Source organism: Polaribacter huanghezhanensis, assembly GCF_030444335.1.
In the GTDB taxonomy this organism is placed as follows: domain Bacteria; phylum Bacteroidota; class Bacteroidia; order Flavobacteriales; family Flavobacteriaceae; genus Polaribacter; species Polaribacter huanghezhanensis.
The window spans coordinates 1,350,624-1,372,873 of the sequence record NZ_CP128595.1 but is presented as its reverse complement, the minus strand read 5'-3'; the positions used below and the strand labels follow the sequence as shown (position 1 = coordinate 1,372,873).

23 protein-coding genes are annotated in these 22,250 nt (G+C 31.5%); 9 read left to right on the top strand and 14 right to left on the bottom strand.

Annotation, left to right across the window (positions count from 1 at the left end):
* Window positions 1-38: 38 nt before the first annotated feature.
* From KCTC32516_RS06535 to KCTC32516_RS06525, 3 genes are read left to right on the top strand one after another with little or no spacing between them, the layout of a single operon-like run.
* The gene (locus tag KCTC32516_RS06535; RefSeq protein WP_301399602.1) at window positions 39-3,074 is read left to right on the top strand and encodes an aminotransferase class III-fold pyridoxal phosphate-dependent enzyme; all 3,036 of its coding nucleotides are present in this window, start codon (window positions 39-41) and stop codon (window positions 3,072-3,074) included.
* Between the two features lie 41 nt (window positions 3,075-3,115).
* Complete coding sequence (locus tag KCTC32516_RS06530; protein WP_301399600.1) at window positions 3,116-3,547, top strand: YybH family protein; 432 nt, start codon at window positions 3,116-3,118, stop codon at window positions 3,545-3,547.
* Window position 3,548: 1 nt separating this feature from the next.
* On the top strand, window positions 3,549-4,022 hold the full coding sequence (locus KCTC32516_RS06525) for a GNAT family N-acetyltransferase (protein ID WP_301399598.1): 474 nt from the start codon (window positions 3,549-3,551) through the stop codon (window positions 4,020-4,022).
* Here the strand turns inward: KCTC32516_RS06525 and KCTC32516_RS06520 are convergent.
* From KCTC32516_RS06520 to KCTC32516_RS06490, 7 genes are all read right to left on the bottom strand, one after another.
* Window positions 4,019-5,263, bottom strand: a complete 1,245-nt coding sequence (locus KCTC32516_RS06520) for an NAD(P)/FAD-dependent oxidoreductase (RefSeq protein ID WP_301399597.1) — start codon at window positions 5,261-5,263, stop codon at window positions 4,019-4,021. The genes KCTC32516_RS06525 and KCTC32516_RS06520 overlap by 4 nt on opposite strands.
* A gap of 143 nt (window positions 5,264-5,406) precedes the next feature.
* Window positions 5,407-6,417 carry a 4-hydroxyproline epimerase gene (locus tag KCTC32516_RS06515; protein WP_301399596.1) on the bottom strand — a complete coding sequence of 337 codons (1,011 nt, stop codon included), beginning with the start codon at window positions 6,415-6,417 and terminating at the stop codon, window positions 5,407-5,409.
* A complete protein-coding gene (locus tag KCTC32516_RS06510) occupies window positions 6,410-8,131 on the bottom strand; it encodes a DUF885 domain-containing protein (RefSeq protein ID WP_301399595.1) in 1,722 nt (573 codons plus the stop codon). The genes KCTC32516_RS06515 and KCTC32516_RS06510 overlap by 8 nt, the downstream gene beginning before the upstream one ends.
* A gap of 4 nt (window positions 8,132-8,135) precedes the next feature.
* Complete coding sequence (locus KCTC32516_RS06505) at window positions 8,136-9,719, bottom strand: aldehyde dehydrogenase (NADP(+)) (RefSeq protein WP_301399594.1); 1,584 nt, start codon at window positions 9,717-9,719, stop codon at window positions 8,136-8,138.
* Between the two features lie 48 nt (window positions 9,720-9,767).
* Window positions 9,768-11,321 (bottom strand): M61 family metallopeptidase, encoded by a 1,554-nt coding sequence (locus tag KCTC32516_RS06500; protein ID WP_301399592.1) that lies wholly within the window; start codon window positions 11,319-11,321, stop codon window positions 9,768-9,770.
* Window positions 11,322-11,333: 12 nt separating this feature from the next.
* On the bottom strand, window positions 11,334-11,594 hold the full coding sequence (locus KCTC32516_RS06495) for a DUF1272 domain-containing protein (RefSeq protein ID WP_301399591.1): 261 nt from the start codon (window positions 11,592-11,594) through the stop codon (window positions 11,334-11,336).
* A 129-nt stretch (window positions 11,595-11,723) separates the two neighbouring features.
* Complete coding sequence (locus KCTC32516_RS06490) at window positions 11,724-12,638, bottom strand: dihydrodipicolinate synthase family protein (RefSeq protein WP_301399589.1); 915 nt, start codon at window positions 12,636-12,638, stop codon at window positions 11,724-11,726.
* A 143-nt stretch (window positions 12,639-12,781) separates the two neighbouring features.
* Between KCTC32516_RS06490 and KCTC32516_RS06485 the strand changes: the two genes are divergently transcribed.
* Window positions 12,782-13,621 (top strand): AraC family transcriptional regulator, encoded by an 840-nt coding sequence (locus tag KCTC32516_RS06485; RefSeq protein WP_301399587.1) that lies wholly within the window; start codon window positions 12,782-12,784, stop codon window positions 13,619-13,621.
* Between the two features lie 359 nt (window positions 13,622-13,980).
* Here the strand turns inward: KCTC32516_RS06485 and KCTC32516_RS06480 are convergent, their stop codons facing one another.
* On the bottom strand, window positions 13,981-14,346 hold the full coding sequence (locus KCTC32516_RS06480; RefSeq protein ID WP_301399586.1) for an MmcQ/YjbR family DNA-binding protein: 366 nt from the start codon (window positions 14,344-14,346) through the stop codon (window positions 13,981-13,983).
* 145 nt (window positions 14,347-14,491) lie between these two features.
* Here KCTC32516_RS06480 and KCTC32516_RS06475 point away from each other — a divergent pair, with 145 nt between their 5' ends.
* The 3 genes from KCTC32516_RS06475 (at window position 14,492) to KCTC32516_RS06465 (ending at window position 15,624) form a co-directional block, all read left to right on the top strand.
* Window positions 14,492-14,635 carry a hypothetical protein gene (locus KCTC32516_RS06475; protein WP_301399585.1) on the top strand — a complete coding sequence of 48 codons (144 nt, stop codon included), beginning with the start codon at window positions 14,492-14,494 and terminating at the stop codon, window positions 14,633-14,635.
* A 50-nt stretch (window positions 14,636-14,685) separates the two neighbouring features.
* A complete protein-coding gene (locus tag KCTC32516_RS06470; RefSeq protein WP_301399583.1) occupies window positions 14,686-14,889 on the top strand; it encodes a hypothetical protein in 204 nt (67 codons plus the stop codon).
* A 336-nt stretch (window positions 14,890-15,225) separates the two neighbouring features.
* The gene (locus tag KCTC32516_RS06465; RefSeq protein WP_301399581.1) at window positions 15,226-15,624 is read left to right on the top strand and encodes a hypothetical protein; all 399 of its coding nucleotides are present in this window, start codon (window positions 15,226-15,228) and stop codon (window positions 15,622-15,624) included.
* A gap of 82 nt (window positions 15,625-15,706) precedes the next feature.
* Here KCTC32516_RS06465 and KCTC32516_RS06460 read toward each other — a convergent pair whose 3' ends face one another.
* The 5 genes from KCTC32516_RS06460 to ruvC form a co-directional block, all read right to left on the bottom strand.
* A complete protein-coding gene (locus KCTC32516_RS06460) occupies window positions 15,707-16,651 on the bottom strand; it encodes an alpha/beta fold hydrolase (RefSeq protein ID WP_301399580.1) in 945 nt (314 codons plus the stop codon).
* 5 nt (window positions 16,652-16,656) lie between these two features.
* On the bottom strand, window positions 16,657-17,406 hold the full coding sequence (locus KCTC32516_RS06455) for a cyclase family protein (RefSeq protein ID WP_301399579.1): 750 nt from the start codon (window positions 17,404-17,406) through the stop codon (window positions 16,657-16,659).
* 257 nt (window positions 17,407-17,663) lie between these two features.
* On the bottom strand, window positions 17,664-18,854 hold the full coding sequence (gene hemW / locus KCTC32516_RS06450; protein WP_301399577.1) for a radical SAM family heme chaperone HemW: 1,191 nt from the start codon (window positions 18,852-18,854) through the stop codon (window positions 17,664-17,666).
* 41 nt (window positions 18,855-18,895) lie between these two features.
* Window positions 18,896-19,261: a four helix bundle protein gene (locus KCTC32516_RS06445; RefSeq protein WP_301399575.1), complete on the bottom strand. Its 366-nt coding sequence runs from the start codon at window positions 19,259-19,261 to the stop codon at window positions 18,896-18,898.
* Between the two features lie 102 nt (window positions 19,262-19,363).
* Window positions 19,364-19,918 (bottom strand): crossover junction endodeoxyribonuclease RuvC, encoded by a 555-nt coding sequence (ruvC, locus tag KCTC32516_RS06440; RefSeq protein ID WP_301399574.1) that lies wholly within the window; start codon window positions 19,916-19,918, stop codon window positions 19,364-19,366.
* A gap of 65 nt (window positions 19,919-19,983) precedes the next feature.
* Between ruvC and KCTC32516_RS06435 the strand changes: the two genes are divergently transcribed.
* Window positions 19,984-20,958, top strand: a complete 975-nt coding sequence (locus KCTC32516_RS06435; RefSeq protein WP_301399573.1) for a lysylphosphatidylglycerol synthase domain-containing protein — start codon at window positions 19,984-19,986, stop codon at window positions 20,956-20,958.
* Window positions 20,955-22,076: a glycosyltransferase family 2 protein gene (locus KCTC32516_RS06430; protein WP_301399572.1), complete on the top strand. Its 1,122-nt coding sequence runs from the start codon at window positions 20,955-20,957 to the stop codon at window positions 22,074-22,076. The genes KCTC32516_RS06435 and KCTC32516_RS06430 overlap by 4 nt, the downstream gene beginning before the upstream one ends.
* A gap of 1 nt (window position 22,077) precedes the next feature.
* Here KCTC32516_RS06430 and KCTC32516_RS06425 read toward each other — a convergent pair whose 3' ends face one another.
* On the bottom strand, window positions 22,078-22,224 hold the full coding sequence (locus KCTC32516_RS06425) for a hypothetical protein (RefSeq protein ID WP_301399571.1): 147 nt from the start codon (window positions 22,222-22,224) through the stop codon (window positions 22,078-22,080).
* Window positions 22,225-22,250 lie beyond the last annotated feature (26 nt).

Here is a 22,250-nt window from a genome sequence, read left to right as displayed (position 1 = left end):
CGAATTAAGAGTATAATTTAAATAACTATTTTACTTAAATGGATTACAACTCCGTAAAAACAACCATAGATCAAGCAGAGAAAATCCTCTTTGAAAGATACAATATCAAAGGAAGTATTTCTGAATTACCTGGAGAAATTGATTTTAATTTTAAAATTAAAGTCAGCAGCTCTGAAGCGTATGTTTTGAAAATATCTCGTACAAATGAAGATGAAAATTATCTCGATTTTCAACAAAAACTATTGCAGTTTGTAGAAAACAGCAAAGAAGATCTAATCGTTCCAAAAGTTATTTTAGACACAAACGGAAACGCTGTTTCTACAATTACAGACCATTTTGGAAACACAAGAAATGTGCGTTTATTAACGTGGATTTCTGGCAGAATCTGGTCATCAGTAAATCCGCAATTAAACGAATTGCGTTTTAGTCTTGGCGAACAATGTGGAAAATTAACTGCTGCTTTACAAGGATTTGAACATGAAAAAGTGGATAGAAAATTTGCTTGGGATGTTGCACAATCACTTTGGACAAAAAAGCATCTTCATCTTTTTTCATCCGAAGAAAAAAACATAATCACCTATTTTCAAGAGCAGTTTGAATCTCAGAAATCAGGGTACACTCTTTTACGAAAATCGGTTGTACACAACGATGCAAACGACAATAATATTATTGTTTCTAGCGATTTAATCCATCCAACTGTAAAAGCGGTTATCGATTATGGAGATACCGTTTACACGCAAATTATTAATGATGTTGCAATTGCATGTTATACAACGATCAATCATCCAAATCCTTTAGAAGCAGCTTTGTCGATTGTCAAAGGGTATCATTCCACTTTTCCTTTACAAGAAAAAGAAATCAAACATTTGCACAATGCAATTGCCATGCGTTTGTTGATTTCTGTAACAAAATCTGCCATCAATAAAATTGAAAATCCCAACAACGACTATTTATTAATTAGCGAAAAACCAGTTTGGGAAATCTTAAAAAAATGGAAAGGAATTCACCCTGATTTTGCAGAATATTCTTTTAGAGCTGCCTGTGGATTTACAGCACATCCAAATGAAGAACAATTTCAAAAATGGGCTTCTAAAAATACGTTTTCACTTTCAGGTTTATTTCCAACTGTACACAAAAATGAAATTCATCATATCGATTTAAGTGTTTCTAGCAAATGGATTGGACATCAAGAAGATTTTAATAATTTAGAGTTCTTACAGTTTAAAATTGATCAATTACAAAAAGAAGTTCCCACTAAAATTATTGCTGGCGGATATTTAGAACCCAGAGCGTTGTACACTTCTACAGCCTATGATAAAATCGGAAATCAAGGAAGAGAAAGTAGAAGTATTCATTTAGGAATTGATTATTGGCTACCAGAAAACACTCCGGTGCATGCACTTTTGGATGGTGAAGTTATTATTGCAGTTAATGATGCTGGAGATAAAGAATATGGAGGCTTGGTGGTTTTAAAACACAAAACGGAAAGTTTTGAATTTTATACTTTATACGGACATAATACGGTTGAAAGCGCAACAAAACATAAAATTGGAGACATTATTTTAAAAGGAGAAAAAATTGCTGAATTGGCAAATCATCCTGAAAACGGAAATTGGGCGCCGCATTTACATTTTCAGGTGATGCTTTCTTTGTTTGATTATAAAACTGACTTTCCTGGTGTTGCGTATTTAAAGCAGATTGATGTTTGGAAAAGTGTTTGTCCAGATCCAAATTTATTATTCAAATCAGAAGGATTGCAAAAAAATACAATGATTTCTAATGAAGAAATTATCAATTACAGAAAACAACATTTAGGAAAAAGTTTAAGTCTGCAATACAGTACACCAATTAAAATGGTTCGTGGAGCTGGTCAATATTTAATGGATCAATTTGGAAACAACTATTTAGACACCGTAAATAATGTGGCGCATGTTGGACATGAAAAGTATACTGTTGTAAAAGCTGGTCAAGAACAAATGGCGTTGATCAATACCAATTCGAGGTATTTACACGAAAACATCAACGAATTAGCCAAAGAATTGATGGAAACTTTACCAAAAGAGTTAGAAGTGTTGCATTTTGTAAATTCTGGAAGTGAAGCAAACGAATTGGCAATCAGAATGGCAAAAGCTGTTACTGGAGAAAAAGACATCATAGCTAGTGAAATTGGTTATCACGGAAATTCAAATATGTGTATTGATATTTCATCCTATAAATTTGATGGAAAAGGCGGGAATGGCGCTCCAGAATACACACAAATTTTTCCGTTACCTGATTCTTTTCGCGGAAAATACAGAGGAGAAAACACAGCTGATAACTACGCAGAAGAAGTTGAAAAATGTATTGTAAAAATTCAACAAAAAGAAAGAAATGTTGGTGGATTTATCATTGAACCCATCATTAGTTGCGGCGGTCAAATTGAATTGCCAGAAGGGTTTTTAGCAAAAGCTTATGAAAAAGTTAGAAAAGCAGGCGGAATTTGTATTTCTGATGAAGTGCAAACGGGTTGTGGTAGAATGGGAACAACTTTTTGGGGATTTCAGTTACACAATGTAATTCCGGATATTGTTACCATCGGAAAACCACTAGGGAACGGTCATCCTGTTGCAGCAGTTGCTTGTACACAAAAAGTTGCTGATGCTTTTGCAAACGGAATGGAATATTTTAATACGTTTGGTGGTAATCCGGTTTCTTGTGCTATTGCTACCGAAGTTATAAAAACCGTAAAGCGAGAAAAATTACAAGAAAATGCATTAGAAGTTGGAGAATTTTTAAAAACTGAATTAAAAAAATTAGCTACAGAATTTCCAATTATTGGCGATGTCCGCGGACAAGGATTGTTTCTTGGAATTGAATTGACGGATTCAAGACTAAATCCGTTAGCAGCACAAACCGATTATTTGGCAAATAGAATGAAAGATCACGGAATTTTAATGAGTACCGATGGCCCAGATCACAATGTCTTAAAAATAAAGCCGCCACTAGTTTTCACAAAAAAAGATGCAGTAGAAGTCCTTTTTTACTTGCGTAAAATATTTGCTGAAGATTTTATGAAACAGCAAACTAAAATATAAACCTTACTTTTAGTATCTTACTTATTATAAAATACTTATTTATGAAAAAAATGCTATTCCTTTTCGCAACTATTTTACTACTTTCTTCTTGCGTAACTTCTACAGAAGAGCAAGATAAAAAAGACATTCTAGCAATTCTGGATTTACAACAAATCGCTTGGTCTAAACACGACTTAGAAGGATTTATGCAAGGGTATTGGAAGTCAGATTCTTTAAAGTTTTATGGAAGCAATGGCGTAACACTTGGCTGGAATAAAACCTTAGCAAATTACAAGAGAGGTTATCCAACTCCAGATCATTCTGGAACGTTACAATTTAAAATCAATGACATTTCTAAAATTAATGAGGGTGCATATTTTGTAATGGGAGAATTTCATTTAACTCGCAACGTTGGAAATGCAAACGGTATATTTATGATTATCTTTAAAAAGATAAATGGCGAATGGAAAATCATTGCTGATACTTCTGCTTAGTATGAAACCAATAGTTCGATTAGCAACAAAAGATGACTTGCCAATTTTAGACACATTTATGGATGATTTGGTAAATGCCGAACGGCCGATGGATGCGACTATAAAAGACGGTAAAGTTGTGTATTATGATTTAGAAAATTTCATCACCAATGATGATGCTGTTTTGTATGTTGTAGAAATTAATGACGAATTGGTTGCTTCTGGATATGCAAAGGTAAAACCAGACAGCGTTTATTTAAAACACAATAAACATGCGTATTTAGGTTTTATGTTTGTTCCAGAAAAACATCGAGGAAATGGGTATAATAAATTAATTATTGATGCATTATTAATCTGGAGTAAAACAAAAAACGTACATGAAATTCGTTTGGATGTATACAGTACAAATCCATCTGCAATTAAAGCGTATGAAAAAGTTGGTTTTTCAAAGCATATGATTCAAATGCGCTTGGATATTAACGATTTAGAGAATTAAAATTTTCTATCTGGATGAAATGGGTTCAAATCTAAGCTTGTTTTTTTATCTGAAATAATTTCAGAAACTAATTTTCCGGTTGCCGGACCCAAACTCCAACCCATCATTGCATGACCAGCTGCAATGGTTAAGTTTTTACATTTCGATGATTTTCCTATATAAGGCAAACCATCTGGAGAACACGGTCGCAATCCACATTGTGCCTCGTTTTTTTCTTGTTCGGTAATTTCTAAATTGTTGTAAAATTTTTGAGCAGCAGTTGCAATTGCATTTACACGTACTGGATTTATTTTATGATTGATTCCACCAATTTCCATAGTTCCTGCAAAACGAGTAAAACCAGACATTGGAGTAACCGCAACATTTGCTTCGCATAAAATTGATGGAATCGTAATATTGGTTTCTCTTTCAACATTAATGCGATATCCTTTTCCTGCCTGAATCAAAATTTTAATTCCGAGTTTTTTTGATAATAACGGGGACCAACTTCCTGCTGCCATAACAATTTCATCGGCTTCATAACGAGCTCTATTTGTAATAACACTTTTAATTGTTTCATTTACAACTACAACATCTTTTACTTCTTCGTTTGCTAAAATTTTTACACCTTTTGATTTTAAATATGAGACCATTTCTGGCATAAAATCAGTTGGAGTCATATGTGCATCACAATCAAAATAGACCGCTCCTTTTACATTTAAATCTATATTTGGTTCCATTTTTTTAATCCCTTCTAAAGATAAATTTTGCACTCCTAAACCTTCATGAATTCCTCTTTGTCCAATTTTCCACTCGTGCTCACCTACTTTATCTGATTGATAGTACACTAATAATCCTTTGCGTTGGTAATGAAAGTTAAAATCACCCGAAGCTTTTAGTGCTTCATATAAATCTCTTCCAAGCAAATTGATATCTTTTATAACGGGAATGGATTTTTCAACTTTTTTTGCTGTTGCAGATTTTTTGAAAGCCAAACCCCACTTTAAAAAATCAAGATCTAAGCTCGGTTTTACATAAAAAGGGCTCGATGCATTAAACATCCATTTAATCCCTTGTGTAATAATCCCTGGAGAAGCCAACGAAATAAAGTGACTCGGAGTAATATAACCTGCATTTACATAAGATGCGCCACTTGTAAAATCTGATTTATCGATTACCGTAACCTGATGCCCTTCTTTTTGAAGATAATAAGCGGTACTTAAGCCTATAATTCCACCGCCGATGATGATACAATTTTTCATATTTAATGATAAAATGAATTAATGTGTTAATTGATATTTGTATTTTTTCTTTAATCTTTCAACAAATTCTGGCATTTCCATAATTTTTCTTTTTTAGTATCTTTTCACTGCTTCATTACGTCATTATTACATTGTTTCATTAGTTATATCACTTGAAATCCGTGTGCATACGGATCATCTTCATCATCAATAATAATCGTGTTATATCCATAAATTTTTGCCCAACCTTGAACACTTGGAATAATTGCTAATTTTCCATCTAAAGTTGTTTCCTCTTCTACACAACCAATAAATTTGCTACCAATAAAACTCTCGTGGATAAATTGTTCTCCTTTTTTTAATTTTCCTTTGGCATATAATTGCGCTAATCTTGCAGATGTTCCTGTTCCGCACGGACTTCTATCAATAGCTTTATCGCCATAAAAAACAGCATTTCTTCCGGATGATGTTGGATCAATTGGGTCTCCTGACCACAATAAATGTGTTACATCTCTAATCGTGTCGTTTTCTGGATGGATAAATTGATTTGAATATTTTTCTTTAATTCGATCTCGAACAACTTGAGAATATTGAATAATTTTTGAAGCTGTAAAATCGTGTACTCCAGAAAAGTTTTTCTGAGGGTCTACAATGGCGTAATAATTTCCACCATAAGCTACATCAAACGATATTTCTCCTAATTCAGGGCAATCAACCGTTAAATTTTCTGCGGCTAAATAACTTTTTACATTGGTTAATTTTACCCAATCTACTTTTTTACCTGTTTGTCCGTATTCAATATGTACCAAACCAGCTGGCGCTTCCATTTTAATTTTTCCAGAAACTTTTGGCATGATTAACCCTTCTTCAATTGCGATGGTAATTGCACCAATTGTTCCGTGTCCACACATTGGCAAACAACCCGAAGTTTCTATAAATAAAATAGCAAAATCATTTTCTGGATTGTGCGGTGGAAATAAAATACTTCCACTCATCATATCGTGTCCGCGTGGTTCAAACATCAACCCTTTTCTGATCCAATCGTATTCTTTTATAAAATGCTGACGCTTTTCGCTCATGTTTTTACCAACCAAATTTGGTCCCCCACCAGCAACAACTCTTACTGGGTTTCCGCAAGTATGTGCATCCACACAAAAAAATGTTTTTCTACTCATTTTTTTTAGCATCAATATAATTAAGTATTCTATTTTCTAAAATGGATAAGGTAACGGTTCCTTCTTCTAGAATCACTTCGTGAAAATCTCTAATATTAAACTTTTCTCCTAATTCAGCTTCCGCTTTTTTTCGCATTTCACGAATTTTAAGTTCTCCCATTTTATACGATAATGCTTGTCCTGGCCAAGAAATATAACGATCTGTTTCTGTGGTAACTTCATGCATCGATAAAGCCGTATTTGATGCCATATAATCTATCATTTCTTGACGTGTCCAACCTTTTACATGCACTCCGGTATCAACCACCAATCTACAAGCGCGCCACATTTCATACGTTAATTGTCCAAATTTTTCATACGGAGTTGTATAAATACCCATTTCGTCTGCTAAATATTCTGAATACAATCCCCAACCTTCTCCAAATGCTGATAAATATAAATTTCTTCTAAATTGCGGAATTGTTTTTGGCAATTCGTTATTCAAAGACATTTGTAAATGATGTCCCGGGACTGCTTCATGTGCTGTTAAAGCCGGAATTGTATACAATGTTCTGCTTGGTAAATTATAGGTGTTTACCCAATAAAAACCTGCCGAAGTTTCACTTCTAGAGCCCGAATATCTTCCGCCAGTATAATTTGGTGCAATTGCAGCAGGAACAGGCACAACACCATACGGTTTTCTAGGTAAAGTTTTAAAAAACTTAGGCAATTCTGCATCAATTCTTTTTGCAATGTCTCTTGCAAACATGATTAATTCTTTCGGAGTTTTTGCATAGAATTGCTCATCAGTTCTTAAGAATTTTAAAAAATCTGCAAACGAACCTTTAAAACCTAAATTTTTAATTATTTGTTGCATTTCTGCTTTAATTCTAGCCACTTCTTTCAATCCGATTTGATGGATATCTTCTGCCGTATATTTGGTACTTGTGGTGTAAAAATTAATGCGATTTTGATAAAATTTTTTTCCGTTTGGAGTGGTAGAAACTCCTAAACCTTTTCTAGTATTCGGAAAGTATTCCTTTTCAAAAAAAGTTTTAATTTTTTTATACTGATCTATGGCGTTTTTTTGAACACTTATTTTTGCTACTGCAATGATAGAATCTTTTAAAGCAGACGAAAATGATGTTGGTAATTTGTGAAATGGCGCATAAAACTCGCTCTTCGTTACATCAGCCACAATATGTTTGTTGTAGGTGTTTTCGTACTTATAAAAAACCGCTTTTGGTTGCGAAATGCCTTCTTTAACTCCAGCTCTTAACAGGTTTAAATTGTAATCTACTCGCTTTGGCAACTCATTTAATTGGTTTAAATAACCAATAACTTGAGCTTTGTTTTTAAAATTTCTGTTTGCCATTCTACTCAAATTTAAATGAAAAGCAGACTCGTTTGTAATCGGGTTTAAATACATTTTATACGTCTGCGTATCTATTTTATCTTGCAAAACAAACAATAATAATTCTTTGGATATTTTATCCGTTTCAGACAAACCTTCCACAGAAACAGCAGCTAGTTTTTCTTTTAAATTTGCAGCAAAATCAGCTTCTGATTGATAATATTTAATGGTATTTTCTACAGATTCATATCTATTAAACTCATACTCTCTGGGCTTCTCATATTCTTTAATGATGTTATTTAATTGATCACTTGACGAAATTTTTTTACAAGCCGAAAAACTTATTAAAAGGACAAGCCCAAAGAGTTTGAATATTTTCATAGTACTATATTTTATCAGTAGTTTTTATTCCGTTGACGTTTCTTAAAATTCCAAGCGGATTTTCATTTTTTAGTTCATTTGGCAACAAATCATTTGGCCAAGATTGAAAACTAAATGGTCTAATCCAACGTTTGATGGAATCTACTCCAACTGCAGTAAATCTCGAATCTGTTGATGCTGGATATGGGCCACCGTGTTGCATCGAAGGACACACCTCTACTCCTGTTGGAACACCATTAAAAATAATTCTTCCAACTCTATTTTGCATTGCTGATACAATTCCTGCATTTGAAACTAGTTCAGTATCTGTTGCTACAATTGTACCTGTTAATTGTCCTTCTAATTTATTTAAAACTTCTTCTAATTGTGTTTCATTTTCACATTCAACAATCAGAGAAAAAGGCCCAAAAACTTCGTGATGTAATGTTGGGTTTTCTAAAAATATTTTTCCATCAACCTTAGAAACTATTTGACGTCCATAGTTGCTTTTAATATCTCCGGAAAAATCTGCTAATATTTTAATTCCATCTTGAGCAATTGCTTTTGATTTATTGCTATTGTACGCTCCAACAATATTTGGATGTAACATACAAGTTGGTTCAATTTTTACAATTTCTTCTGCTAAGGTTTGAGCAAATTGATTCAATCCATTTCCTTTAACTCCAATTAACAAACCTGGGTTTGTGCAGAATTGACCTGAACCCAAAGTAATTGAACTCGCATATTTTTTTGCCCAATCTGTAGCTTTTTCCTTTAAAGCTTCTGGTAAAAATACGACTGGATTGATACTACCCATTTCTGCAAAAACCGGAATTGGTTCAGGTCTTTGTCCCGCTAAATCAAATAGCGCTCTTCCTCCTCGAATACTACCTGTAAATCCAACTCCTTTTACCTTTGGATGTTTTACTAATTCTTGTCCAACTTCAATTCCGCTACTATTTAAATTAGAAAATACGCCGTTTGGCATTCCTGTTTTTTTAGCAGCTTTTATTACGGCCGACGCAACTAATTCTCCAGTTCCTGCGTGCATTGGATGCGATTTTACAATTACCGGACAACCTGCTCCCAAAGCTGCAGCAGTATCTCCACCAGCAGTAGAATACGCTAACGGAAAATTACTTGCACCAAAAACTACAATTGGTCCTAAAGGAATATACATTTTACGTAAATCTCCTTTCGGCATTGGTTTTCTTTCTGGTTGTGCAGTATCAATTGTTGCTTCTACCCAAGAACTTTCTTCAACATGAGCCGCAAAAGCTCTTAATTGTCCAACTGTTCTGCTACGCTCTCCTTTTGCTCGTCCTTCGGGCAATCCACTCTCTAGAGTATACACTTCAACTAATTTATCGCCCAAGGCTTCAATTTCTTCTGCAATAGCTCTTAAAAAAGCTGCTTTTTCTTTACCTGTTTTTTTAGAATAGGTTTGAAATGCTGCTGTTGCTAATTCTGCGGCTTGGTTGATTTCATCAGAATTTGCTTCTGTAAAAACAGTTGTATTTTCTGTATTTGTTTGTGGATTAAACGTGGTGTACGTTTTAGTTCCTATTGCGGAAAGTTGATTTCCAATATAATTTTTTCCTGTGATCATTTTCAATGTTTTATTTCTATTTTAAGCTAAGTTTTCTAAAAACGAATACTATTCACCTAACCATGATTTTAATATTTTTTGCTGTAAACCCGTTGGGTTTTCTATTTTACTTAAAGTAAACTCTTTCTTTTTATCAATTTCATTGGTTTTAAATTCTAATTTTAAACCTCCAAAACTTAAATATGTTTTATAATCTAATTCTTTAGTTGTATAAATATATTCAAAAAATGCTTTTAATGAAGCCCCCGCAATGGTTTCACAAGCTTGTTGAAACTCTGCATCACTAAAACCCCTTTGTTTTTTCTTGTAATACTCCCTATACAAAAAGCGCATTACATCATCGAGTGATTTTTTATTTTCGGTAGCATTTCTAATTGCAAAATCTAACAACAACCCAACAATTGGTCCTTTTTCATAATAAGAAATTGTCTCTCCTTTTCGAAAATTCCCCATCGGTCCATCTTTCCATGTTTCGTAACTTGCTTGAGTTAATGATTGAAGCTTTCTTCCTGGATTATTTTCAAAAGTGTTGATATTGTTTTCAAAGTTTTGAAACAACATTTTATCACTAGAAAGCCCTGCTCTTTTTACCATTAAATATTCATAATACACAGAAAGTCCTTCACTAATCCAAAGTAGATTTGTTTTGCTTCCTTTAGCATAATCAAATGGACCAACTTCTATTGGTCTTATTCGTTTTACATTATAATGATGAAAGTATTCGTGCGCCAAAAAGTTCATCATTTTATTCATTCCAGCTTTTGTTTTAAGTTGACTTCCATCAAAACTAACTGTGGTGTTATTTAAATGTTCAATACCTCCTCTTCCTGGTCCAATTGCTATAAATGTATATTTTTTAAAAGGGATATCTCCAATAATATCTGCGGCTGATTTTACTACTGATTGTAGATTTTTAATAAATTCCTTTTTATCAAAATCTCCCATTTTATAACCAATAAAATGATGTTCAACTCCGTACACTTTAAACGATTGTAATTCTTCTAAATCTCCAATAAGAATAGGGCTGTCATAAAGAATATCAAAATCTGAAGCAATAAATTCATTTGAAGTTCCTTTTACCAATTCTAAACCTGTTGCAATTTTGCTCCAAGTAGTTTTTTTTAAAACTTTTACACGGACTGGTTCGTTTATAAAACCATCTACATACAAAAACGAATTTCCACCAATTAAGTATCCATGATTTTCATCAACAAAACTCATAGCCACAAATTTTCGAGTCGTTTTTACATCATACATTATTTTAAATGATTGGTTTTTAACTCCACTAATTTCCCAAGTACTGTCGTCTATTTGTTTTAAAGAAAGTGCATTTTTTTCATTATCGATAGCAGAAATATTGTACACATTTTTACCATAATCCATGATTTGATAATATCCAGGCATCCATCTTGGCATTTTAAATTGAACGGAATTTTGATTCCAGCCAGACGTGTTTAATTCTACATGATACGATTTTGATTTTGTATCCGGAAAAGAAACTGTATAAGAAAAAGCAGGTTTTTGCTGGGCGAAAACATTTATAGTTGTTAATAATATGAATACTAAAACTACTTTAAATTTCTGTTTTAAATCTACTTTCATTTCTCTTGTATTTTAACCAATTATTTTTAAATGTGTTGCTATATCAACAGGTTTGTGAATAATTTTTGTTGCTGTTGGATATTTTTCTAATAGTGTTTTTGGTCTAATTGGTCGTTTTGTAAAATTACCACCACAATTTGGACAAACATGCTGTAAAACTGAATCTACACAGTCTTTACAAAAGGTACATTCAAACGTACAAATCATTGCCTCTTGAGAATCAAATGGCAATGATTTGTTACAATGTTCGCATGTTGGTCTAATTTCTAACATGATTCTATTTATTATTTTCTTTGTAGTTACTTGTTTTGTGTTAAGGATTGAAGCGATATCCTTTTGTTATTTAAACAAAAGATTTAGCGAAAAGCCTGACCGCTTTTTTGCGGTAACACCCAAAGTAATTTATAAATTTTTATACGCTGGCAATGTTGGTCTTGTTTTTAATCCATTTTCAATAATTGCCAATACACGTTTTCGTTCTGCTCCAATCAAAGGCAAACGTGGCTCTCTAACATTTTCTGTTCCAATTCCTGTTGCTACTTCTGCCAACTTAATATTCTGCACTAATTTAGTGTTTATATCTAACTCTAATATAGGCAAAAACCATCGATAAATTTCAATTGCTTCTTGAGTTCTTCCTGCTTTTGCTAAGTTGCAAATGGCAACAGTTTCTGCTGGAAAAGCACATACTAAGCCTGCAACCCAACCATCTGCACCCATTAAAATGTATTCTAATGCCAACGTATCTACACCACATAAAATGGCAAAACGGTTACCAAAACGGTTTCGAAATCTTGACATATTAGAAATATCTCTGGTTGATTCTTTTACAGCTTCAATATTTTTACACTCAGCCAACTCGGCAAACATATCTAAGGTAACTTCAATTCCATAATCTACAGGATTGTTATAAATCATAATTGGCAACGAAGTGCTATTTGCTACTTTTTTAAAGTAGGTTACTGTTTCTCTGTCATCTGCTTTGTAACGCATTGGAGGCAACATCATTAATCCTTGCGCTCCATATTCTTTTGCTAAACGAGCAGCTTCAATGGCGTCTTTTGTAGATTGTTCTGCAATGTTGATAATTACAGGAACTTTTCCTTTTACAATTTCTACCGTTTTTTCTATTAAAATTTTCTTTTCGCCTGCTGTTAAAGTACTTGCTTCTCCTAATGTTCCGCCTAAAATAATTCCATTAACTCCAGCTTCTAATTGCGCTTTAATGTTTACTTCAAAATTTACCAAATCTAAGGTATCATCATCAGAAAATTTAGTTGTTACTGCTGGCATCACACCATTCCATTGTATACTCATTGTACTAGTTTTTTTACAAATCTACATCGGTTTTCTCTTTTTTGATTTTCCAATTCTATCATTAGTTGATACTTTTTTAACCTTATTTTAAATAATTATTAAAATATAAAGCAAATATTAGCACATGTTTGTATTTTTATCAAATGAAAGTTTTACCATTTAAAATTCCAAAACTAAAAGATGTTTCTTTAATTTATCAAGAAGATAAAGGAAAAATCTTGTACGATAAATTGCATCAACATGAAGAAATTCAGTTGTGTGCAATTGTAAAAGGCGAAGGAAGTATTGTCGTTGGAGATTCTATTAACGAATACAAATCTGGAGATATTTTAATTATCGGAAGTAATTTACCGCATGTTTTTAAAAGTGATACTTCTACTTGGAAAACCACGTTTATGCAAACCTTATTTTTCACAAAAACATCTTTTGGTGAACACTTTTTTGAGTTGGGAGATTTTAAAGAAATTCAACAAATATTTACGATGAGTGCATCTGGCGGAATTTTAACTTCCAATAAAAATGTTGTTTTAGAATTGTTTCAGCAGCTTAAAAAAGCATCAAACTTACAGCGATTTATTTTATTTTTAACGATTATTCGAGAATTGTTAAAAGCCGACATACAACCGCTTTCTACGTTTATTTATCCAAAAAAATATTCTGATAACGAAGGTAAACGCATGAGCAACATCATGGAATTTACCATGAACAATTATCAGAAAGAAATTAGTTTACACAGCATTGCCGAAATTTCTTATATGACGCCAAATGCCTTTTGTAGGTATTTTAAACAACGAACCAACAAGACGTATTTTCAGTTTTTGATTGAAGTTAGAATAGAAAACGCGTGTAGATTATTAAAAAATAAAGATTTGTTGATTACAGAAATTTCTGAAAAATCTGGCTTTAAAAATATTTCTAATTTTAATAGAAAGTTTAAAGAGAATAAAGGAATTACGCCTTCTAACTATAGAAGTTTGCATTAGTAGTTTCAGTTTGCAGTCTCAGTTAGCAGTCTCAGTATTCAGTTTTTGTTGCTATTATTGACATTCCGCTTTTTATTAAAAATTTTTCAATCGTTCCCTCTTTTCGGAATGACATTACTGCTGTCATTCTCGCGTAAGCGGGAATCCAAAGAAACTATATTAAGTGCGGACTTTTGTCATTTACAACTTTATTGTATATAGATTCCTGTTACCCAATCAAGTTGAGCACAAGCTTCACAGGAATGACAAATAAACCTTAATTACAATACCGATTCACTAATTTAAAAGCATTTATATTATCGTGAGATTCCTCAATCGTTCCCTGCCTTCTTGCAGGCAAGCTCATTTCGGAATGACATTTAGCTGTTTTTCAGTTCCTCTTTCAACTTTTTTGTCAATCCTTTTACAACCAAATCATACGAATGATCTATCAATTCAAAAGCAAAAGTATCAGAAACATCGTTGTTTAAAGTAACGGTATTCCAATGTTTTTTACTCATGTGCCAACCTGCATTTACACTTTCGTATTCGCCACGCAACTCCTCTGCCCATTCTGGATCGCATTTTAAATTGATATTGGTTTCTCCTTTTTCCCAATGATTCAAACCCACCAACGCAAACATTCTCCCCATTACTTTAAACACCAAGGTAACATCATCAAACGGAAAATGTTCTGTAACACCTTTTTTTGAAATACAATATTCTCTCAGTTGTTCTATGTGCATGTTTTTATTTTTTATTGAAAAATTAAAAGATTTAAATAATTAAAGATAAGATAGTTTTTGAAAATAATTTTAGGTTTTAACACAGTATTAGCAATGTTTAAGTATTAAAGATGTATACTAAGAATGAACAAATAAAACGACAAACATGGGAATGATTAAAGACAGAAAGAAATTCAAAAGAACAAAAGAACAGACTCATCCAACAAATCCGACTATTAATATTAACCAATTAACTAACCATTTTGATTTTGAAAAGACAACAATAAAAGAACAACAAAATAAAAAATAAAAAATATTTAAAAAAAAAAAAGACAAGAATTTTTAGAAAATTATAAAAAAATGGAATCTCAAAATGACCTTAATGATAATATTCGATTAACAACAATAAAAATTGAAGAGGAGCATCCAGAACTGATTAAATACATAAATGAAATCCCAAGAGGCTTCCTTTTCACAACTGAAAAAGATGTAAATAATAAAGCACTAAAAGAATATCTAGATTCCCTAAATAAGATATTAGAAACCTATTCAAGTAAACATTAAAAACTATAAATATGACAATCCAAATAAACACAGACAAAACCCTTAATGGAGAAAAAAGAAGCTGTGATTTTCTCACTTCTCAAATCGCGGAAGCATTATAAAGATTTGAGTCTCATATTACAAGAATAGAAGTTTATTTAAAAGATGAAGGGGCAAGAAAAGATGGATTTAATCATATTTTCTGCCTGCTAGAAGCTAGAATTGAGGGCAGAAAACCAATTGCTATTACTAATCAAGCAAACACCATGAATATTGCTGGAACAAGAACTATTTATAAAATAAAATTTCTATTGAAAGTATTCTTGGAAAAATTCAAAAACACTAAAACTTAACATAATGAAAACAAATAATAATAATAATAATAATAATAATAATTTAGGTATCTGGATGGATCATTCATCCGCTAATTTGATTGATTTAAATTCAAAAAATAAGAGCTGCTCTATTCTATCAAAATTTACTTCAGAAACTAAGGAAGAAGCCTTGGTTCGGAGCGAAAGTCTTATGCATAACAAAAGACAGCAAATGCATGAAAATTTTTATGACAAAATTGGAGCTCAAATTTTAAAATACAAACATGTCCTATTATTTGGACCAACAAACGCAAAAGTAGAACTACATAATTACTTGAATAAAGATTTACATTTTAAAAATATTAAAATCGATATTGAATCATCAGATAAAATTACAGATAATGAACAGAGAGCTTTTGTGGAAAATCATTTTGAAAAATAATTTTAACTTGTTTCTAAAATCATTTTTCGGTAACTTTGGTAACTCTTGATATAAAACAGTAAAACGTTTGATATCATTTAAGTTAGCGAATCTCCAGAAACTCCTTCAAAACCGCTAAACTTTCTGCTGGATTTTCTTCCATAGGTACATGTCCAGAATTTTCAAGAATTACCAATTTAGAATTTGGCAATAAACTATCCATTCGCTTTCCATTATCTACCGGAATCCATACATCGTTTTCCCCCCAAAGTAGTAACGTTTCTGTTTTTATACTTTTTAGCTTCTCTAAATTTGCTTTATCATCAAAGTCAAAATCCATTTTTGCTCTATCTATAAAAGCTTGCCTGTTTCCTGTTCTCAAAGCCATTTCGTGATAACGTGTAATCAATGCATCTGTTATTTTAGAATCATCAGCATACACTTGTTTCATATTTTCTTTAATGATTGCTTTTGGAGTGATGTATAAAAAAAGTGAATTTAAAATTGGAGTTCTAGCCATTCTGAAAATCCAAGGTTGTGATTTATTTGTTGGCAATCCACCAGAATCTAGCAAAATTAATTTTTTAACTTTTTCAGGATGTTCTGCGGTATACTCCCAGGCAATATTTCCGCCCAAAGAATTTCCTGCCAAATAGAAAGTATCAACCTTAATTTTTGATAAAAACTGATCTAAAAATCGCGTATAATTCTGAATTGAATAATCACCATTCAAATTTGGACCTGTTAAACCAAAAGCAGGTAAATCCATTCGGATTACTCTGTAGTTTTTTTTGAGCCCTTTTGTCCAATCATCCCAAGTATGTAACGAAGATGCAGTACCATGAATTAATACAATTGGAGTTCCAGTTCCTTCATCTCTGTAATGCACTTGCATTCCATCAATCTCCATAAACTTAGAAAATTCATTCGCGTATTTTTCTTTTAATTTTTCAACAGGAATATCAGAATATACAGCACCTTTTATTAGAAGAATTAACACAATTATTACTGCGTAAAAAATATATTTTATTTTTTTATTCTTCTTCATACATATTATTTAATAATCTCATACAAAACCGGCTTGCTTGGCGTTGCATCATTTTCAAAAGGTGCAATCATTAAGTTTAGTAAATATTCTCCATCTTCAATTGAATTTGGCACGTAAATAAATTCCGTTATGGTTGCATCCATTCGTATTTCTCCTGAAGTATTCCAAAAAGCATTATGAGATACTAATTTACCATCGTCTTTTTCTTTATCTACAGAAGGTAAATCTATTAATAAATGTTTAATGCCTTTTTCTCTTAGATAAATTGCCGCTTCTTCTAACAAATAGGGTGGATTTGTATTTGAATAACGCATCTCTTTTTTATCGGATAAATTAGGCAGAGTCCTAATTACAATGGCATCTCTTTTTTTATTTTTTAATGCTGTTTTTAGTTGTTTTTCTGAAATCACAAAATCTCCATTTCTGCTTTCTGGAGCAACAGTAACTAATTCTGCGAGAAAAATATAATATTTTAAATTTTTATTTACAGAATGCACTTTTTCTGTAATATGTCCAACACATTCTGTATGTGTAATATGCGAATGCGGATTAAAATGTATGTTGTTAAAGTTTACGACAGCGCCATTAGAAACCTTAATTTTTTCTCCTTCAAATTCTTCCGGAAAAATGGTTGGTTCTTCAACATACCAAGCATTGATATTTTTTTTTGACATATCAATAGGAATTGAAATATCTAAAGGATTCGAGATGTCTACTTCTATCTTTCTTGAATTATATTCTATTATTGCCTTCATTCGAAATTTTCAGTATCTTTTTAATTAAACTTGATTACAGTAAATTTTATTATTATAAATAGTATCAAAATGTCAGTTCGAGTGATTTTGAGGAACGAAAAATTGTATCGAGAACTTTTTAAGTGTTAAAATTCTCAACGGATTATTATCCAAATATACCTTTTTTAATTGAAGGTTTTGTGATTTTATCAAATTCCATTCCCATTTTAAAAAGACCTTTCAGTTGAGTTAAATATCAAAATTCAATGGTATTAAAACTAGTTCAGGATAAATAAATCGGATGCAATTCCATCTGCTAAAAATTTGCCTTTTTTTGTGGTTTTCAGAAATCCAGTGTTATTACGAGGAGGAATCGAAGAAGTAATCTCTTCATCATTAAAAGATTGCTTCGTTTCTCTCGCAATGACGAGTAAATCTTTATTGATGAATTTTTCTGCGGATGTTAGTAATTGATTTTTATAATCAATTCCGAATTCAGTTTCAATTTTCGCCAAAGAAACTCCCCAAATAGTTCGTAAACCTGTCATAATAGACTCGTTAAATTGATCGTTTTTAGACAACTCTTCCGTTTCGTTTGGTAACTTACTTTCTAAAATAGATTTGATGTATTTTGTATTATTAGAAACATTCCAACTTCTGTGAGTTTTGCTAAACGAATGCGCTGAAGGTCCAATTCCGATGTATTTTTTTTGGTTCCAATAACTGGTATTGTGTTTCGAAAAATAGTTGGGTTTTCCAAAGTTCGAAATCTCATAATGTACAAATCCTTGCTTCTGTGTTTCCTCAACCAAAATATCAAAATGTTGTTTTGCCAACGCTTCATTTAATGGTGGATATTTTCCGTTTTTGATAAACGAATCCAACGCTGTATTTGGCTCAACGGTTAGCGCATAACTAGAAATATGATGGATGCCAAAATCGAAAACAGTTTGTAAATTTTGTTTCCATTTTTCAATGGTCATATTCTGGATTCCGTAAATTAAATCTACTGTAATATTCTCAAAGTGGCGCGTCGCCACAGACAAACATTTTTTTGCTTCTTCTGCGTTGTGCGCGCGATTCATCAATTTTAAATCGTCTTCAAAAAAAGATTGAATTCCGATACTTAGCCGATTTACTGGACTTTTAGATAATTCTAAAATGATCGTTTCATTTAAATCATCTGGATTTGCCTCTAACGTAATTTCTGGATTTTCAATTACTGTATAATTCGAATTAATAGCATCAATGATAGATTCAATTTCATCAACCGACAATAAACTCGGAGTTCCACCTCCAAAATAAATGGTTTCAATTGTTTCGTTTTGTAATTCGTCTTTTCTAATTTCGAGTTCTTTTATCAAACAAGAAACCAGCTCATCTTTCTTTTTTAACGAAGTAGAAAAATGAAAATCGCAATAAAAACATGCTTGTTTACAAAACGGTATGTGGATGTATATTCCGGACATTTTTTAGTTATCAGTTTACAGTATTCAGTAGCAGTATTCAGTTATTTAGCTCCGAATTTATCAGAATTGTTAATCATGTAATTTATTAATTTTCCAACTTCAGCGTTTTCAGAAGACAAACTTTCAAAATCAACTTCATTCATATAATTACATTTCAACGCAAATAATAACCATACTTGAGTTTCTGAATTCTCTGCATCAGAATCAGATAATTTACTCACAAAATGTTTTGGATACAACCTCTTTCTATAAGCTTCAGAAATATTTGCAGAAACACTTCTTGATGACCTTCTAATTTGATCTGTTAAAGAATATTTCTCTTCTTTTGGAAATGATTTAGATATTTCAAAAATTCGCATTGCCAAATCAAATGATTTTTTAAAAGCCAACAATTCTTTAAATCCCATAATTATTTATTTTAAAACACTGCAACTGAAAACTGCAACTGCAACTGCGACTGAAAACTGCAACTGAATACTGCGACTGAATACTGTGACTGTTGACTGAAACTACTTCTTTACTCTTTTTTCATTCTGTTTCACAAAAGCACTCCAACCTGTATAACTTTTCCCGCCAACAACTTTTCCTGCATTGTAAAAATGACAAACTGCTGCTGCTAATCCGTCTGTTGCATCAAGGTTTTTTGGCAACGTTTTTAAATCTAATAAGGATTTTAACATCAGAGCAACTTGTTCTTTACTGGCATTTCCATTTCCTGTAATTGCCATTTTAATTTTCTTTGGTAAATATTCTGTAATTGGAATTTCTCTCGATAAACCTGCCGCCATCGCAACTCCTTGAGCTCTTCCCAATTTCAACATCGATTGTACATTTTTACCAAAAAAAGGCGCTTCAATTGCAATTTCATCTGGATTGTAGGTGTCAATTAATTCGATAGTTCGTTCAAAAATTAGTTTTAGTTTTAGATAATGATCGGTGTATTTGGTTAAAATCAGTTCGTTCATTTGAACAAACTCCATTTTTTTACCCACAATTTTAATGACACCAAACCCCATAATGGTAGTTCCTGGATCAATACCTAATATAATTTTTTCTGTACTCACAATCTCAGATTGATTTTAATTTTAGCACTGCAACTAAACAATAATTATTTGTTACTTTGCAGTTCATGAATCATTCGAATTCTTACAAATCTAAGCAATTCTTTGCGCTAGTCGTAAAACTTTTTATTGTTATTGGCTGCGGATATTTTATTTATGATAAAATCTTCACGAACCAACAACAGTCAGTTTTTTATTTTTTATCAATTTTGACAAAAACCAATATTTTTTCATTAAAAAATATACTTTTTTTATTGATTTTTACCATTTTTAATTGGTTTTTAGAAATATCAAAATGGAAATTATTAGCAAATCAAGTACAAAAAAATTCTTTTTCTGAAACTGCAATTCAAAGTTTAGCTTCATTAACAGCATCGTTAATTACCCCGAACAGGATTGGAGAATATGGCGCAAAAGCATTATATTTTAAAAAAGCATTGCGAAAAAAAATTGTAGCGTTAAATTTTGTCGGAAATATCTCTCAATTAGTTGTTACCATTATTTTCGGACTTATTGGTTGCTTGTATTTATTTTTCAATTTTAAGATTGAACTTGATTTTACGAATGTAATTTTCATTGTAATTTTTCTCGTTCTGTTTTTTATAGTTTTCAGGTTTATTGATAAAAAAGATTTTATTTTTAAAGGATATTCTATACAGTATTTTAAAGATAAAATGACTGGTTTTTCTAAAAAACTATTGCAAAAAGTGATGCTTCTTTCGGTATTTCGATATCTAATTTTCTCACATCAATTTTATTTTTTATTAGTCATTTTTAATGTTGATATTCTTTATTTAGACGCAATGATGTGTGTTTTTTCCATGTATGTAATTGCATCGATTATCCCAATGTTGTCTTTATTTGATATACTTGTAAAAGGTTCTGTTGCTATCATCGTTTTTTCTTTCTATCAAGTTAATGAAGCAAGTGTTTTAGCAATCGTTTTGCTTATGTGGATTTTTAATTTTGTGCTTCCGAGCATTGTTGGAAGCTATTTTGTGCTTACTTTTAGTACGGACAAATTAATTCAGCAAAAAGAATGATATTCATTAGTGTTTTATTTTATGGCTACATCATTTGCATTTTCGTTTTTGTAATTGGATTTAACAAAATTGCCGTTTTCAAAAGCACAATAACATCAGAAAAAACAGCTTTTTCGGTAATTATTCCGTTTAGAAATGAAGCAAAAAATTTACCAAAATTAGCAGATTCTATTCAGCAATTAAAGTATTCAAAAAACTTGGTAGAGTTTCTTTTTGTTGATGATGATTCAAAAGATAATTCGGTTGAAATTATTGAAAAATCATTTACTAATACTGAAAATAATATTTCAATTATTAAAAACAAAAGAGTTTCTAATTCCCCAAAAAAAGATGCCATTGCTGCAGCATTAAAAAACGCAAAAAATAATTGGATTATCACCACAGATGCAGATTGTGTTGTGCCTAAAAACTGGTTAAAAATCATCGATAATTTTATCCAACAAAACAATTGCAACATGATTGTTGCTCCGGTTTCTTATGAGGCAGACTCAACATTTTTACATCAATTTCAGCGTTTAGAGTTTATGAGTTTACAAGCAACAACTATTAGTGGTTTTGGATTGAACATTCCGTTTTTAGCCAATGGAGCAAACTTAATGTACAGAAAAGATATTTTCGAAAAACTAAATGGTTTTGAAGGCAATAATTCTATTGCAAGTGGCGATGATGTTTTCTTATTAGAAAAATTTTTACGGGTTTATAAAGAGAAGGTTCAGTATCTAAAATCAAAAGATGTTATTGTAAAAACATTTCCTGTAAATTCTTTTTCAGAATTGATAGAACAACGCGTTCGTTGGGCATCAAAAACAGCAAATTATAATTTAGTAATTGGAAAGCTTATTGGAGTCATCATTTTAACAGGAAATGCAATTATAGCATTTGCGCCTTTGTTATTAATTCTAAAAATAATCGCTTTTAAAACTTTTATATTTTACTTTTTATTAAAGTTGTTTTTTGACTATTTATTAGTAGAAAAAATGGCGCTTTTTGAAAACAAAAAAATGGATTTTAAAACCTATCTTAAAAGTAGTTTTGTGTATCCATATTTTATTGTATGGGTTTTTTTAAAATCAATTTTCAGCAATTATCAGTGGAAAGAACGGGCTTTTAAAAAGTAATTTATGGTAGTATTTTTGAAATAATAGCATCTGCATTCATCCATAAATAGACAATAATTATTAATAAAATAATAAATACAATTCCTCTTTTTGGATTTGACCTTTTTCGACCTCTTAGTCTTCTAAATTCTAACTTTTTTTCTTCCATTTTACTTTAATACTTTTTTATTTTTT